Origin of the sequence: Amycolatopsis keratiniphila subsp. keratiniphila (assembly GCF_001620365.2) — a bacterium.
GTDB classification, from domain to species: domain Bacteria; phylum Actinomycetota; class Actinomycetes; order Mycobacteriales; family Pseudonocardiaceae; genus Amycolatopsis; species Amycolatopsis keratiniphila.
This window is the reverse complement of record NZ_LQMT02000034.1, coordinates 135152-148225: the sequence shown is the minus strand read 5'-3', so window position 1 is coordinate 148225 and position 13074 is coordinate 135152. Positions and strand designations below refer to the sequence as shown.

Genomic DNA, 13074 nt, shown 5'->3' with positions numbered 1-13074 from the left:
ACAAGGCGCGTCAGCGGTAGGCGCGCAGGAACACGTCCACCCCGTCGGTGAGGATCTCGAGGATCTCCGCCTTGCCCACCGCGTGGTCCTCGTCCGTCACGTCGAGGACCAAACGCATCGTCAGGGCCACGAAATGCTGCATCGCGCGTCGCGGGTCGCACGGCCGGAGCTTGCCGTCCGCGGCGAACTTCGCGAACCGTTCCTCCATCAGTCGTTCCGGTTGGTCGCGTGCCGCTTCCGGCAGCCGCGGCGCCACCGGGGCCTGGGAACTCAGCCGCCGGAACGTCGCGTAGTCCGACGTCGGGAACATCCCAGTCGTCACCCGCCGCGCGAAGCCGAGCAACGCGTCGCGGATGTCGCGGTCTTCGGTGAGTTCTTCGTCGATCGCCTTGCGCACGGTCGCCACGACGGCGTCGTTGGCGCGGCCGAGAACGGCGCGGAAGAGGGTCTGCTTGTCGCCGAAGTGGTCGTAGACGGTGCGTTTGGACACCCCGGCCCGTGCGGAGATCGCGTCGACGCTGGTGAGTTCGTAGCCGTCCGACACGAACAACGCCTCGGCGGCGTCGAGGATCGCCGCCTGCTTGGCCTCGGCCTGCAGCCGCCTGCCCGGTGTTCGCGCGGTCGCTCGCGGGGTCGCCATGTTCTCATCGTATTCTCAGCCGTAGAAAACTGCACCGTGTAGTGTAGTTTTTGAGGCGGGGGGACCGCCTTTCCCTGAATCCCGCACAAGGAGTCTTCATGCAGGAGAGCAGGATCGGCTCGAAACCGCACACCAGGTGGAGCGGGCGGCTCGTCGGCCTCGTCGCGGTCTTGGTACTCGTCAACTTCATGGTCGACACGGCGATCACCGCGCCGCTGCTCGTCCTCCCGGAAATGCTCGACCACTTCGGCACCGATCAGGCGGCGTGGCTCAACGCCGGCGCGATGCTGGCGGGCGTGATGTGGGCGCCGCTGCTCGGCAAGAGCGCCGACGTGCACGGCAAACGCAAGGTGCTCGTGCTGACCTTGCTGCTCAGCTGCGCCGGCGCGCTGGTCTGCGCGGTGGCCCCGAACCTGTGGATCTTCGTGCCCGGGCGGCTGCTGCAAGGGGCGGCCGTGGCCGCCTTGTTCCTTTCGGTCGCGATCGTCCGCGAGATCTGCGCGCCCCGGATCGCGATGGTCGTGGTGGGCATCGTGACCTCCGGGTCCGCGGTGCTCAACATCGGTTCCCGGTTCCTCACCGAGAAACTGGCCGCTGAGTCCGGCTTCCGGATCCTGTTCGTCGTGTCGGCCGTCGTCGCGATCGCGATGGCGATCTGCGTACGCGGCGTCATCCCCGAATCCGTGGTCAGGACGCCGGGCCGGATCGACGTCGGAGGCGCGCTGCTCCTGGGCGGTGGCCTGGCCGGCGTGCTCGGCTACATCAGCCTCGGCTCGGAGTTCGGCTGGTTCGCCCTCACTCCGCTGGTCCTGCTCGCCGGTGGTGTCGCCGCGTTGTCGCGGTGGCTCCTGGTTTCAAGCCGCAAGCCCGATGCGCTGATCGACATCCGGGATATCGGGGCGCCCTTGGCGCTCACGTTGCTCGTGCTGGTGCTGAGCACCGGCTCCTATCAGAGCATGCTCCAGCTCATCCCGCTGGTCAGCGACGTCTCGGCGGACCAGGGGCTCGGATACGGACTGGCCGGCCAGGGAACGCTGGCGCTGCTGCTCGCGGCGCCCGGTGTCGGCGTCATGATCGGCGGCCCGGTCGCCGGGGTGCTCGCCACCCGGGTCGGGCCGTCGATGACGCTGGCAGGCGGAATCGCGCTCGGAACCGTGGGAACCATCGGGATGTTCGCCGGTGTCTCGCAGTTCCCCGTCGCGGTGTTCTTCGCCTTCCTGCTGGGTTTCACCGTCGGTGCGCTCGGGACCTCCGGCTTCAACCTGGCGGGCAGCCTGGCGCCCGCCGAGCGGCAGGGCGTCGTCTCCAGCCTGGTCATGGTCGTCATCGCGATCGGTTCCGTGGTCCTGGATTTCGTGGGCGCCGCGGTGCTCAAGTCGACCACCGTGTCCGTCGGCGGCGAAACGGTGAACTCGGGTGCGGGCGTCTTCACCTACATCACGATCGCCTCGGTCGCCTTCGCGATGGCCGCGGTCCTCGTCGTCATGCTGGTGCGAAAGTCGCGCTCCAGCAACGAAATCCTGGCAGCACTCTGAGAGAAGTGAGGGAAAGAATGAAGGGCACGGTTCTGGTCTCCGGCGCGAGCATCGCCGGTCCGGCGGTCGCGTTCTGGCTGCGACGGCACGGGTTCTCCGTGACGGTGGTGGAAAAGGCGGGCGGTCTGCGCGGCGGCGGCTACCCGATCGACATCCGCGGCACGGCGTTGGAGGTGTCCCGCCGGATGGGAATCCTTTCGCTGCTTCGGGAAGCGCACATCGAGACGCGCGCGCTGACCTTCGTCGACACCGAGGGCGCCGAGGTGGCTTCGCTGAATCCGCAGACGGTGACCGGCGGAGTCGACGGGCACGACGTCGAACTGCGGAGGGGCGATCTGGCCGAAATCCTTTATGGAGTCACGCGCGACGACGTCGAGTACGTCTTCGGCGATTCGATCGAAACGCTCATCGAACACGAGCGCGGTGTCGAGGTGACCTTCCGCAGCGGAACACGGCGCGATTTCGACCTGGTGGTGGGAGCGGACGGCCTGCACTCGCGCACCAGGGAGCTCGTTTTCGGCCCGGAGCACCGATTCCACCGTTATCTGGGATATTGCTTCGCCGGATTCACCATGCCCAACGAATTCGGCCTCTCCCGGGAGGGCGTGATCTGGAACGCGCCCGGCCGAGGGGCGGCGCTCTACGCGGTCAAGGGAAGCGATCAGGTACACGGATTCCTGGTCGCCGCCCGTCCCGAACCGCCGTACGAGGTGCTCCGCGATGCCGGCGCGCAACGTGATCTCATCGCCGCGACCTTCGACGGCGACGGCTGGGAGATCCCGGCCATGATCGGCGCGCTGCGCGACGCGGACGACCTGTTCTTCGACACCGTCAGCCAGATCCACCTGCCGCGCTGGTCGCGGGGCCGGGTCGGCTTGGTGGGTGACGCCGCCTTCGCGCCGTCGTTCCTGACGGGGCAGGGCTCCAGTCTCGCTCTCGTCGGGGCGTACATGCTCGCCAGGTCCCTGGCCGCCACGGGCGCTTTCGAAGCCTACGAACAGGAGACGCGGGAATTCGTCGAGCTGAACCAAGCGGAGGTCGGCGTGGGCGACGCGGCACTCTTCCCGGCCACCGCCGAAGCCCTGGCGGGTCGCGACAGCCGGCTTCGTGGCATGACCGCGCTGACGCCGGACACCGGGCGTCCGGCGCACACCGCACTGGCACTGCCTGATCCTGTCTCGTAGTCAGCGTGGCATCAACGTCGGCGCTGCCGGGACCGAGTCACGGTCGACGGAAAAGACGGTGAGGAAGTAGTTCGCCGTAGCGCAGTTGACGTTCTCCCCGCCGGTGAGCTTCGCGGTCAGCGTGTCGCGCTCGATGGTCAGTTCGGCGCCGTCCTCGGCACAACCGGGCAGCACGAAGGCGAAGGCGCGCCGATCGGCCGTCGGCGCGAACGACAGGGCGGCACGGACCTCGTCCCGGTTCGAGGTCTTGGCGCGTTCCAGGGCGCTCTGGAACTCCTGCCCCTCGGGCGTCCCCAGTTCCGCGGACCTCGGGCCCGCCGGGAGAGGGGCCGAGCCGAGTTCGACGAAGGCCTCCAGTCTCGCCTGACCCGCGCCCGCGCCGCATCCCGCCAGGACCAGGAGGAGGCACACTGCGATCCATCTCATGTGGCGAGGACGTAGTGAGTGGGTCATTCGGTTGCGTCGCCTTGGTATCCGGCAGTGAGGGCCTCGCGCCGGCGTTGCGAAAGTGGCTTTCGCAACCTTCAACGTTGCGAAAGTGGCTTTCGCAACACGCCATCCGCGCGAGCGTCCACAAAGGACCAACCTTAGCCGGGGCCGAGGCGCCCGCGCCGGAAAGGCTCGACGCCGACGACGTGGCGGACCCGGGTCGGCTGGACGAGAATCTTCACCCGCCGTTCTCCGGGAATCCGCCATTCGAACCGGTCGGTGCCGACGTATTTCTTCGCCAGCCGGTCCATGCAGCGATCCGCCTCGTCGCCTTCGACGAACTCGACGGCCCGGCCGTGGATCACCACGCGGTCGTAGGGATTCGTCGTGTCCAGGCACGACAACGACACACGGGGATCGCGTCGCAGGTTCTCCTCCTTCACCCGCCCGATGGCGGTATTGAACACGATGAAGTCGTCTTCGGCGTCGATCCACATGGGGGAGACCTGCGGGGAACCGTCCAGGTTCACCGTGGCCAGATGCCAGAAGTTCGGTGCCACGATCCAGTCGCGGATCTGCTCGCTCAACCCGGCCACACGGCCCTCCAGTGAGTCGTCGATCAGGACGACGATTGTCGCGTGACCGGCCGTGGATTGTCACCGTCGGCTATTGACAGGCATGACAGTATTTTTCCAACTAGATGACTAGTGCGTTGCCGGGTTGTGGTCGAGCGGTCGACGGCCCGCGCCTGCGCCTCTGGGGAGAGGAACTGTGCATGCAGCCGGCCCGCCGAATCCCGTTCGTCCTCGCGCTCGGCGCCGCGGCGGGGCTCGCGTTCGCGCCACCGGCGCTCGCGGGGCCCGTGCCCGGTGACGACTACTACCAGGACGCGCTGGGCAAGACCGGCCCCGAACTCAAGGCCGCGTTGCACAAGATCATCAGTACCAGCACCAAACTGACCTACGAACAGGTGTGGGACGGGATCAGGGCCACCGACGAGGATCCGGGCAACAAGGCGAACGTCGTGCTGCTCTACAGCGGTCGTTCGCAGGCGAAGACCGCCAACGGCGGGGGAGTCGACGACTGGAACCGGGAACACGTCTGGGCCAAGTCGCACGGTGACTTCGGTACGGCCGTCGGGCCGGGGACCGACCTGCACCACCTGCGCGCGGAGGACGCTTCGGTCAACAGCACCCGGGGGAACAAGGATTTCGACGCCGGTGGCTCTCCGGTCGAGGAAGCGCCAGGAAGCCTCACCGATGACGACTCCTTCGAGCCGCGCGACGCGGTCAAGGGCGATGTGGCGCGCATGATCCTGTACATGGCCGTCCGCTACGACGGCACCGACGGCTTCCCCGATCTCGAACCCAACGACGCCGTCGGCAACGGCTCCAAACCCCACATCGGCAGGCTCTCGGTGCTGCTGACCTGGAACACCCAGGACCCGCCCGACGCCACCGAGCAGCGCCGGAACCAGGTCATCCACGACCAGTTCCAGCACAACCGCAACCCGTTCATCGACCACCCGGAATGGGCGGCCTCCATCTACGGCTAGGGCGTGAGCTTCCGGAAGAAGCACACCCGGTGCTGGCCGGGGCCGTCGTAGTCGCCGTGCACGGGAAGACCGTCGATCATCCGGTCGCCGGCTTCGAGCGTGAACCCCATGGCGCGGTGGAAGGCGATGGATCCGGTGTTCGCCGGAGAGGTGATCGCGCGGACTTCCGTGCGGCCAGCCTCGGCGGCGCGCTGGAAGAAGGCCGTGTACAGCCGGCGCGCCGTCCCCTGTCCGCGGAGTTCCGGGTCCACGCCGACGAAGTGGATGTAGGCCTCGGTGTCGTTGTCGGGGGCGTGGAAGCCGACGAGAAACGCCCTGATACCGGTTTCGTCTTCCAGGACCAGGCTCGTACCGGAGAAGAACTGGAGGAACAGCTTGGGCAGCAGCAGGGAGAGTTCGCGGGCCTCGGCGGGAGTGCGCGAGTCGCCCCACCACCGCTGGACGCGGTCGACGATCGCACTGTGGTCGGAGACGTCGGCTCGGCGCATGTCGTTCTCCTTTCTACAGGCGCTCGGCGAGGAATGCGAGGATCTCGTCCCTGGCCCGCAGCGTCGGATGGCCTTCGGCGTCGACGAGATGGGCGGTCACGACGCTGTGCGGTGTGCCGACCACGTCACGGAAGAACGGCGGCGGATCGGTGTTCGCGGCGGTGTCCGGCAGAACACGCCCGTCGAAGGCGTCGCCGAGTAGCGCCTGGTAAGCGGCGAACCGCTGTCCGGTGCACCAGCGGTCGCCTTCGAAGCGGTAGGCGAGCACCTTCAGGCCGTCGCGCGAGATCCGGTCCCGCAGCGCGGCCGCGTCCTCGTCGCCGAGTTCGAGGCCGCCCGGGTCGTCCAGCGGCAGGGACGGATGGTTGACGACAGGGGCGATCACGGCGGGTTCGAGTGCCATCGTGAGGGCGAAGTTGCCGGTGAAGCACAGACCGATCGCGCCGACCCCGGGACCGCCGCATTCCGCGTGGGCGATCCGGGCGAGTCCCCGCAGCCACCGCGTGACGGGGCTGGTGCCGCCACCGACGAACGCCCGGAATTCGGCGCTGACGCAGGCTCGGCGGACCACTGCCTCACCTGCCTCGGCGGTGGGATAGGCACCGTCGACCCCGAAGAGCGAGGGAACGTAGACGGTGAACCCGGCGTCTCGCACCCACCGCGCGAACCGGAGGACGTCGGGACTGATGCCGGGCATTTCCGGCATCAGCACCACGCCGGAGCCGGAGCCCGCGACGTGAACCGTCTTCGTCACGCCGTCCACCTCCAGCGAGCGGCGGGAGAAATCGGTGATCGCATCGTTCGGTTGTTCGCGCATGGCAGCAGCCTCGACCAGCGCGGCCGTCGGCGGAATGGGCCGGATCGCCGGATATCGGGGTAATCTCGCCACGTGTTGCGAGTCGGTGTCCTGGCGTACCCGGGCTGCTTCGCGTCCGAAGTCTTCGGTGTTCCCGACCTGCTCACCATGGCCACGTACGTCGCCGGCCCGGACCAGGCCGGGTACGAGGTCTCCGTCGTCTCGCCCCGCCGCCGGGTCGTCGCGTCGGGCGGTGTCACGTTGACCGTCTCGCCGCTGCGCGAGGTCGACGTCCTCGTCGTGCCGGGATTCGAGTACACGCCTGGCCAGGACATCGACACGAAGCTGGCGAACCTCGCGGGGGAGATCGAGGCGATCCGGTCGCACGCTGCCGTGGGTAACGTCGTCGTCTCCGTCTGTGTCGGCGCGTTCCTGCTCGCCGAGGCCGGGCTGCTCGACCATCGCCGCGCCACCACCGCATGGCTCTTCGCGGACGAGCTGGCTCGACGTCGTCCTGAAGCCCTGGTCCAGCCTGAGCATCTCGTCGTCACCGACAGGGGAGTGACGACGACGGCGGCCTTCAGCGCCATGTACGACTTCGCGCTCGGACTGATCCGGGAACACAGCGGCGACCGGGTGGCGCGGACGACGGCGCGGGTGGCGCTGGTCGACGACGCGCGGTCCTCGCAGACGCCTTATGTCGACGCGCGGCTGCTTCCAAGGCCGGGCAACGGGTTCGCCCGCCCGGTCATGCGCTGGCTCGACCAGAACCTGGCCGCCCGATACGACCTCGCCGCCCTGGCCGAGCGGTTCAACGTCAGCACCCGGACGCTGCTGCGGCGCTTCGCGGCGGAAGCCGGGCAAAGCCCGCTCGAATACCTGCATTCCTCCCGGGTCCGGCGCGCCCGCCACCTCCTGGAGACGACGGACCGGACGGTCGCCGGGATCGGTGCCGCCGTCGGCTACCGCGACCCGGGGACGTTCGCCGCTCTTTTCGCGAAGCACACGGGGCGGCGGCCCAGGGACTATCGTGCCACCTTCCGGCGCGACGCGGTTCGGTGATTTTCCCATTATCCGTCTGCGTCCGACCGAAATGAATTCACGAGTTCCGTCTTCCGGAATCGAAGATCATTTTTCCGTGCTGTAGTATCCCCATCCGGGGTGATGATCTTCGGGCGCGGCTTCTGCCGGTCGGATCATCTGTTGAGTGACGATGGTGTTTCTCGGGCAATCGGTGTGCTGCCGCCGACTTATCGAACCGGGACAATTGGGGGTACTTCGAGTGAACAGTGTGAAACTGGCCGGCCCGCCGACGATGGCGGAGCCCGGCCACGACGGAAATCGGCGGAGACCCGGTGGCGCGGCGTCCTCACGCCGGAGTTTCCCGTCGTCCGCGGGAGCATTCGCCGCGGTCGTCGTCGGCACGGTGTTGATCGCCGTCCACGCGAGTTTCTACGGAAACTGGATGATCGACGACGCGGCCATCACTTTCGCGTATTCCCGGAACCTCGCCGACGGTTTCGGGCCGGTGCTGCAGCCGGGGGTGGAACCCGTCGAGGGCTTCTCGAACCCGGTCTGGATGGTGCTGCTGGCACTCGGCAAACTGCTCGGCCTGTTCGACAGCGGCACGATCTTCGGCATCCCCGATTACGTCCTGTTCCCCAAGGGGCTGGCGCTGCTCTGCTGCGCGGCCATCCTGGTGCTGGTGTACGTCGCGGCGAAGCGCGTGACAGCGCGGCCCGCCCTGGTCACGCTGATCGCCGGTGCGGCGCTCGCGGCCAACCCCTCGTTCGTCATCTGGTGTTTCTCCGGTCTGGAGAACTCCGTCTACGCGCTCACGGCCACCGCGCTCGCCGTGGTCATCCTGTGCGGCGTCGACTCCGGCACACTCCTGACCGCGAAGATCGCCGTGCCGGCCGGAGCGCTCGCCGCCCTCGCCGGGCTGAGCCGTCCGGACGGGGTCATCTACGCGGCCGCGTTCCCGATCGTGGTCGCGCTGTTCACCCGCCGCGGCGGTGTGCCCGCCGGCATCCGCGCGGTACTGCTGTCGGCGGCCGGGTTCGTCGTCCCCTTCGGCGGCTACCTGCTCTTCCGCTGGATCGAGTACGGGCGCCTGCTGCCCAACACCGCGGTCGCCAAGGCGCAGCCGCTCCCGGCCATCGGCGACATCGCCAAGGCCGGGACGGTCCTCCAGTACGCGGGCTGGTTGCTGGTCGCGGTGGCGGTCGTCTGTCTCGCGCTGGTGATGCAGAAGCCGTCCAAGCTCCGCGCCGCGATGGTCGCGCTGCTGGTCCCGTTCGCGTTGTCGGTGATCGCCTTCTGCGTCCTGCAGGCCGACTGGATGGGGCAGCTCCGGTTCGCCACCCCGATCTGGTCGCTCGGCACGCTCGGCGGCTCGATCGTGATCGTCGAAACCCTTCGCCGGGCCCGTATCCGCGGCCGCGTCCTGCTGGCGATCACGCTCGTCATCGCGGCGGCGTCGTCGGTCAACGGCTTCTACACACAGGGCAAGAACTACCGTGACACACCGAAAACGCCGTTCTGCAGCGTCGTCGAGCGCGACGCCAGGGTGACCAACGGTGTGGCGGATCTGTTGAGGCTGCCCGATTCCGCGAAGGTCGGCGTGATCGACCTCGGCGGGATGGCACTGGTCAGCAGGCTCCAGGTGATCGACCTCGCCGGTCTCGCCGACCGCGTCATCGCCGACTTCCTCCGCACCGCCGATTTCGCCGGAGAGCGCCGCTACGTCTTCGACGAGGCCCGGCCGGAGCTGATTTCGCTCATCGGCACGTGGGACACCACGCTCGGCTTCGCGCAGGATCCGCGGTTCGAGCAGGAGTACGAGGTGCTTTACCGCAGTCCGCGTGGACCGGCGGCGTTCGGTGACGTCGGGGTCTGGGTGCGCAAGGATCTCGTGCGGGATCCCGCGCTGCTCGCCGAGGCGCGGAGGTACGTCACCACCGAGACGGAGAAGGTCGTCGCGGTCAACGCGGTCGCGCATCTGCGGTCCTGCGGTGACATTCTGCGTCCGGGGCAGACACCCGGGTCGTGAGTGGCGTTTCGGGTTATTGAGGAGCAAGGAAAACGTGGCGTAGAGGGCGCAGGCTTCCGCCTGTCGAACGTGTCGCGAAAGCCACTTTCGGGACATCAGGCGTCGCGAAAGTGGCTTTCGCGACACGGGCGCCGGTGGCGAGGTGGCCTGCGCGGGCGAGTGGCCGGGGCGAAGGCTCCCTTCACCGCTTTAGACGCGGCGAAGGGAGCCTTCACCCACCACCGATCACGACACGTTTGACTTACTGCTCAAGAGAACCCGAAACGCCACTCACGACTGCGGTCAGCAGCTGATGTACGGCTGCACCCAGTCACCCCAGTCATCGGCGGAACCGTCGCCTGCGTCGTCCACGGCGAGCGCGAGCACCTGCACGCCCGTCAGCGGCACGACCAGACGCTGCGCGGCGTCCCCGTGCCGCATGTCCCCCGTGGCCTCCAGTTCGACGCCGTCCCCGAGCACCCGGAACCCGAGGGTCCCGTTCGGGCCGCGGTCGTCGATCCCCACGGTCGCGGTGAACTGCTTGCACTTGCCGCCGAGGTGGTACCGCACGACCGACGGCGCGTGCGCGCCCAGCCCGCCGCGCGTTTCGACCTTGCCGTTGATCGTGAACGGGTGGCCGTTGTCGACGCTGTCCCGCTCGACCGGGCCGAGGCCGTTCTCCGTGGAGATCCACGGTTGGGTGCTCAGCAATCCGTTGCTGTACGGCGGATTCGGCGCGAGCATGAGCGGCGACTCGGCCGACGCGGTCACGGTCCGCGGGCCGTGCGCGGTCGTGTACGTCACCGTGGCCGGCATCTTGAACGGCTCGGTGGCGGTCGAAACCGGGTGCAGCGTCACCGCGGTCTCCCAGGTGGCACCCGGCTCGACGGTCCCGGTGGTCGCTTCGGCCGGGCCGTCGAACTGCCACTGCGCGGGCGCGGTCAGGCGCAGGTGGGCTCCGGTGACCGGGGTCGAGCCGGAGTTGGTGAACCTGACCGTGGTGGTCACCGGCTGGGACGGCGGCACGGAGTCGGGCAGGTCGACGGTCAGCGACGTCCGCGGTGCGGCAGCCACGTTCGTCGGCCACACCCGCAGCACGGTGGCGGCGTGCCGCCCGACGGTGCCGCCGAGCGCGCCGGTCGTCACGGTCTCGTCACCCGTCCACAGGTCGCGCACCCGATACCCTGCCGCGGCCGGGAGTCCGGCGTCGGCCACGGAGGTGGTGATCGGTGCGGCCAGTTCGCCGCGGTTGAACAGCACCAGGACGGCCGAGCCGTCGGACATCGGTTTCGTCCACACCTCGGTCCAGCCGGTGTCGCGGACCTTGCGCCCGGCGACACCCGCCCAGTCCTGCTGGACGGCGATGATGTCGCGGTTGCTCATCTCGGCGGCCGGGAGCGTGGTGTCGGCCGTCAGCGCCATGTCGGCGACCAGCGGCGCGTTGAGCACCGCCCACAACCCGAGTTTGGCCTGGCGCTCGGCGGTGTCGAGATAGCTGAAGGTGAACGGGCCCGGCATGTTCCAGCCGCCCGGGCCCTGGTAGCCCTCGAGCCCGTACTGCTTGTCGAGACTGTTCGCCGAGTAGCCGAAGTTGTTGGTCGAGTTCTTGTAGGTGCGCCAGACCTGTGCGCCCGCCGCCCGCGCCCACAGCCACGGCTTCTGCTCGCGGTCGTAGTCGTCGATTTCGAGGGTGATCGGACGGCCGGTGCGCTTGAGCGCGTCCGCCATCTTCTTCACCCGCGCCGGCGCGTCACCGTTGACGCTGTGACAAGTGTCGTAGCGCAGGTAATCCGCTCCCCAGTCGGCGAAGGTCCGGGCGTCGAGGTCTTCGTGATCGAGCGAGCCCGCCGCCTGGCGGCTGCAGGTCGTCGCCCCCGTGCCGCTGTAGAACCCGATCTTGAGCCCGCGCGAGTGCACGTAGTCCACCAGCGCCGGGATACCCGACGGGAAACTGGCGCGGGCGGTGAGCTTGCCGTCGGCGTCGCGCTGGGCCGCCTGCCAGCAGTCGCCGAGCATGACGTACTCGTATCCGGCGTCACGCAGCCCCGAGCTGACCAGCTGGTCCGCCGCGGCCTTCACGGCGTTCTCGCCCCATTGGTAGACGCAGTAGGGATCCCCGGTCGCCCAGGTGATCCCCAGCGGGGGTCTTTCGCCGGGAACCGGATCGGACGGCGTATCGGCCGCCGCGGGGACGGCCGTCGCGAGCAGGAAAAGGGCGCAGAGAAGTACGAAGAGTCGTCGCATTGTTCCCCTCCGGAAAAGCAGACAAGACTCCCAGCATCGTCTCGCCTCGCGACCCTGGTCAAGAGGGGTTTTTTGCCCTAGCGCGTCGGGGCGGAGAGCTGCTCTCGGAAGTCCTTTTCGAGCGCTGGGAGGAAGTCCGCGAGGTTGGGCAGCACGTAGAACTGGTCCTCTCGGATGGCCGTGACGGTCATCCGTGCCACCTGTTCGGCGGGCATGCCCTGGTGATGCGACGCGCGCGCGTGCTCGGCCAGCGCGGCCGGGCCGTCGGCGAGGTGCTCGACCTCGCCCGGCCGCGGGGTGTTCGGGTCCATATTGCTCACCACCGGGCCGGGGCACAGCAGGCTCACCCCGATCGGGGTGCCGTCGAGCTCGGCCCGGAGCGACCTCGTCAGCCCGACGACAGCGTGCTTGGCCGCCGTGTAGGGGGCGATGTAGGGCACCTGGGCCAGGCCGCCGACCGAGGAGGTGTTGATCAGGTGGCCGGGCTCGCCGTGGGCGAGCAGCCGGGGCGTGAAGGAGCGGATCCCGTGCACCACACCCCAGAACGCGACGTCGAGCACCCACTTCCAGTCCTCCAGCGGGACTTCCCAGGAGAGGCCCATCCGCGAAACGCCCGCGTTGTTGCAGACCACGTGCACCGCGCCGAATTCGGTCACCACCGCCTCGGCGAACCGCTCCACGGCCGCGGCGTCGCGGACGTCGGTGGGCACGGCCAGCGCTCGTCCGCCGTGGGCGCGCACCGCGTCGGCGGTGCCGCCGAGACCGTCGGTGTCGACGTCCGCGATCGCCACGTGCATCCCTTGTGCCGCGAACTCGACGGCCAGTGCCCGCCCGATGCCGCTCGCCGCGCCGGTGACGGCGGCAATTCTTCCCGGCAATTCCCGCATGATTTCTCCCCTGGATTGGCGCGAAGACTTCAGCCGGTGATCCTGCCACAAGCGGCGAGACGGAGAAATGGTTCGCCGCCCGGCGACGTGGCGGCCCGGTATGGCAAATGCGCTGGTAGAGGTCCTGCGGATCGGTCTTGTAGGGGCGCTTCAGCGGCGCCCTAGGGGTGCTTTGGGGGTGACGTTGGGGTGATTCCGGCCCCTCGGGCGCCAGTAGCCTCGAAATTCGGGAGCCGTGCGAGTACGCCTGGGGCGCATTTTCGCCAATTCGTTCCGAAAGACTGG

At 68.6% G+C, this 13074-nt stretch carries 12 protein-coding genes; 5 read left to right on the top strand and 7 right to left on the bottom strand.

Going from position 1 to position 13074, the window contains the following annotated elements; all coding sequences use genetic code 11:
* Nucleotides 1-10: 10 nt before the first annotated feature.
* Nucleotides 11-640: a TetR/AcrR family transcriptional regulator gene (locus AVR91_RS32590; protein ID WP_063274655.1), complete on the bottom strand. Its 630-nt coding sequence runs from the start codon at nucleotides 638-640 to the stop codon at nucleotides 11-13.
* 98 nt (nucleotides 641-738) lie between these two features.
* On the opposite strand from AVR91_RS32590, the gene AVR91_RS32585 reads away from it, so the two are divergent.
* Nucleotides 739-2175, top strand: a complete 1437-nt coding sequence (locus tag AVR91_RS32585; protein WP_063274656.1) for an MFS transporter — start codon at nucleotides 739-741, stop codon at nucleotides 2173-2175.
* A gap of 5 nt (nucleotides 2176-2180) precedes the next feature.
* Nucleotides 2181-3359 (top strand): FAD-dependent monooxygenase, encoded by a 1179-nt coding sequence (locus AVR91_RS32580; RefSeq protein WP_323807904.1) that lies wholly within the window; start codon nucleotides 2181-2183, stop codon nucleotides 3357-3359.
* Here the strand turns inward: AVR91_RS32580 and AVR91_RS32575 are convergent, their stop codons facing one another.
* Together AVR91_RS32575 and AVR91_RS32570 are read right to left on the bottom strand one after the other, a co-directional pair.
* On the bottom strand, nucleotides 3360-3785 hold the full coding sequence (locus AVR91_RS32575; RefSeq protein ID WP_228709405.1) for a hypothetical protein: 426 nt from the start codon (nucleotides 3783-3785) through the stop codon (nucleotides 3360-3362).
* Between the two features lie 161 nt (nucleotides 3786-3946).
* The gene (locus AVR91_RS32570; protein ID WP_063274659.1) at nucleotides 3947-4384 is read right to left on the bottom strand and encodes a PPOX class F420-dependent oxidoreductase; all 438 of its coding nucleotides are present in this window, start codon (nucleotides 4382-4384) and stop codon (nucleotides 3947-3949) included.
* A gap of 179 nt (nucleotides 4385-4563) precedes the next feature.
* Here AVR91_RS32570 and AVR91_RS32565 point away from each other — a divergent pair, with 179 nt between their 5' ends.
* The gene (locus tag AVR91_RS32565; RefSeq protein ID WP_063274660.1) at nucleotides 4564-5343 is read left to right on the top strand and encodes an endonuclease I family protein; all 780 of its coding nucleotides are present in this window, start codon (nucleotides 4564-4566) and stop codon (nucleotides 5341-5343) included.
* On the opposite strand, the gene AVR91_RS32560 is transcribed toward AVR91_RS32565, so the two are convergent.
* Together AVR91_RS32560 and AVR91_RS32555 are read right to left on the bottom strand one after the other, a co-directional pair.
* Nucleotides 5340-5831, bottom strand: a complete 492-nt coding sequence (locus AVR91_RS32560) for a GNAT family N-acetyltransferase (protein WP_063274661.1) — start codon at nucleotides 5829-5831, stop codon at nucleotides 5340-5342. The two genes, AVR91_RS32565 and AVR91_RS32560, sit on opposite strands and share 4 nt — an antisense overlap.
* Before the next feature lie 13 nt (nucleotides 5832-5844).
* Nucleotides 5845-6648 (bottom strand): dienelactone hydrolase family protein, encoded by an 804-nt coding sequence (locus tag AVR91_RS32555; RefSeq protein ID WP_063274662.1) that lies wholly within the window; start codon nucleotides 6646-6648, stop codon nucleotides 5845-5847.
* Nucleotides 6649-6720: 72 nt separating this feature from the next.
* Here AVR91_RS32555 and AVR91_RS32550 point away from each other — a divergent pair, with 72 nt between their 5' ends.
* Nucleotides 6721-7689 (top strand): GlxA family transcriptional regulator, encoded by a 969-nt coding sequence (locus tag AVR91_RS32550; RefSeq protein ID WP_063274663.1) that lies wholly within the window; start codon nucleotides 6721-6723, stop codon nucleotides 7687-7689.
* Nucleotides 7690-7909: 220 nt separating this feature from the next.
* Nucleotides 7910-9679, top strand: coding sequence for a hypothetical protein (locus AVR91_RS32545; protein ID WP_143254174.1), 1770 nt, complete (start codon nucleotides 7910-7912; stop codon nucleotides 9677-9679).
* A 282-nt stretch (nucleotides 9680-9961) separates the two neighbouring features.
* Here the strand turns inward: AVR91_RS32545 and AVR91_RS32540 are convergent, their stop codons facing one another.
* Both AVR91_RS32540 and AVR91_RS32535 read right to left on the bottom strand, forming a co-directional pair.
* On the bottom strand, nucleotides 9962-11902 hold the full coding sequence (locus AVR91_RS32540; protein ID WP_063271578.1) for an NPCBM/NEW2 domain-containing protein: 1941 nt from the start codon (nucleotides 11900-11902) through the stop codon (nucleotides 9962-9964).
* A 77-nt stretch (nucleotides 11903-11979) separates the two neighbouring features.
* Complete coding sequence (locus AVR91_RS32535) at nucleotides 11980-12789, bottom strand: SDR family NAD(P)-dependent oxidoreductase (protein ID WP_063271579.1); 810 nt, start codon at nucleotides 12787-12789, stop codon at nucleotides 11980-11982.
* Between the last annotated feature and the right edge of the window lie 285 nt (nucleotides 12790-13074).

Excerpts from the sequence above, each read along its gene's own strand:
- AVR91_RS32590 (WP_063274655.1), bottom strand. The coding sequence starts at position 640 with ATGGCGACCCCGCGAGCGACCGCGCGAACACCGGGCAGGCGGCTGCAG.
- AVR91_RS32565 (WP_063274660.1), top strand. The coding sequence starts at position 4,564 with ATGCAGCCGGCCCGCCGAATCCCGTTCGTCCTCGCGCTCGGCGCCGCG.
- AVR91_RS32575 (WP_228709405.1), bottom strand. The coding sequence starts at position 3,785 with ATGAGATGGATCGCAGTGTGCCTCCTCCTGGTCCTGGCGGGATGCGGC.
- AVR91_RS32560 (WP_063274661.1), bottom strand. The coding sequence starts at position 5,831 with ATGCGCCGAGCCGACGTCTCCGACCACAGTGCGATCGTCGACCGCGTC.
- AVR91_RS32540 (WP_063271578.1), bottom strand. The coding sequence starts at position 11,902 with ATGCGACGACTCTTCGTACTTCTCTGCGCCCTTTTCCTGCTCGCGACG.
- AVR91_RS32585 (WP_063274656.1), top strand. The coding sequence starts at position 739 with ATGCAGGAGAGCAGGATCGGCTCGAAACCGCACACCAGGTGGAGCGGG.
- AVR91_RS32555 (WP_063274662.1), bottom strand. The coding sequence starts at position 6,648 with ATGCGCGAACAACCGAACGATGCGATCACCGATTTCTCCCGCCGCTCG.
- AVR91_RS32535 (WP_063271579.1), bottom strand. The coding sequence starts at position 12,789 with ATGCGGGAATTGCCGGGAAGAATTGCCGCCGTCACCGGCGCGGCGAGC.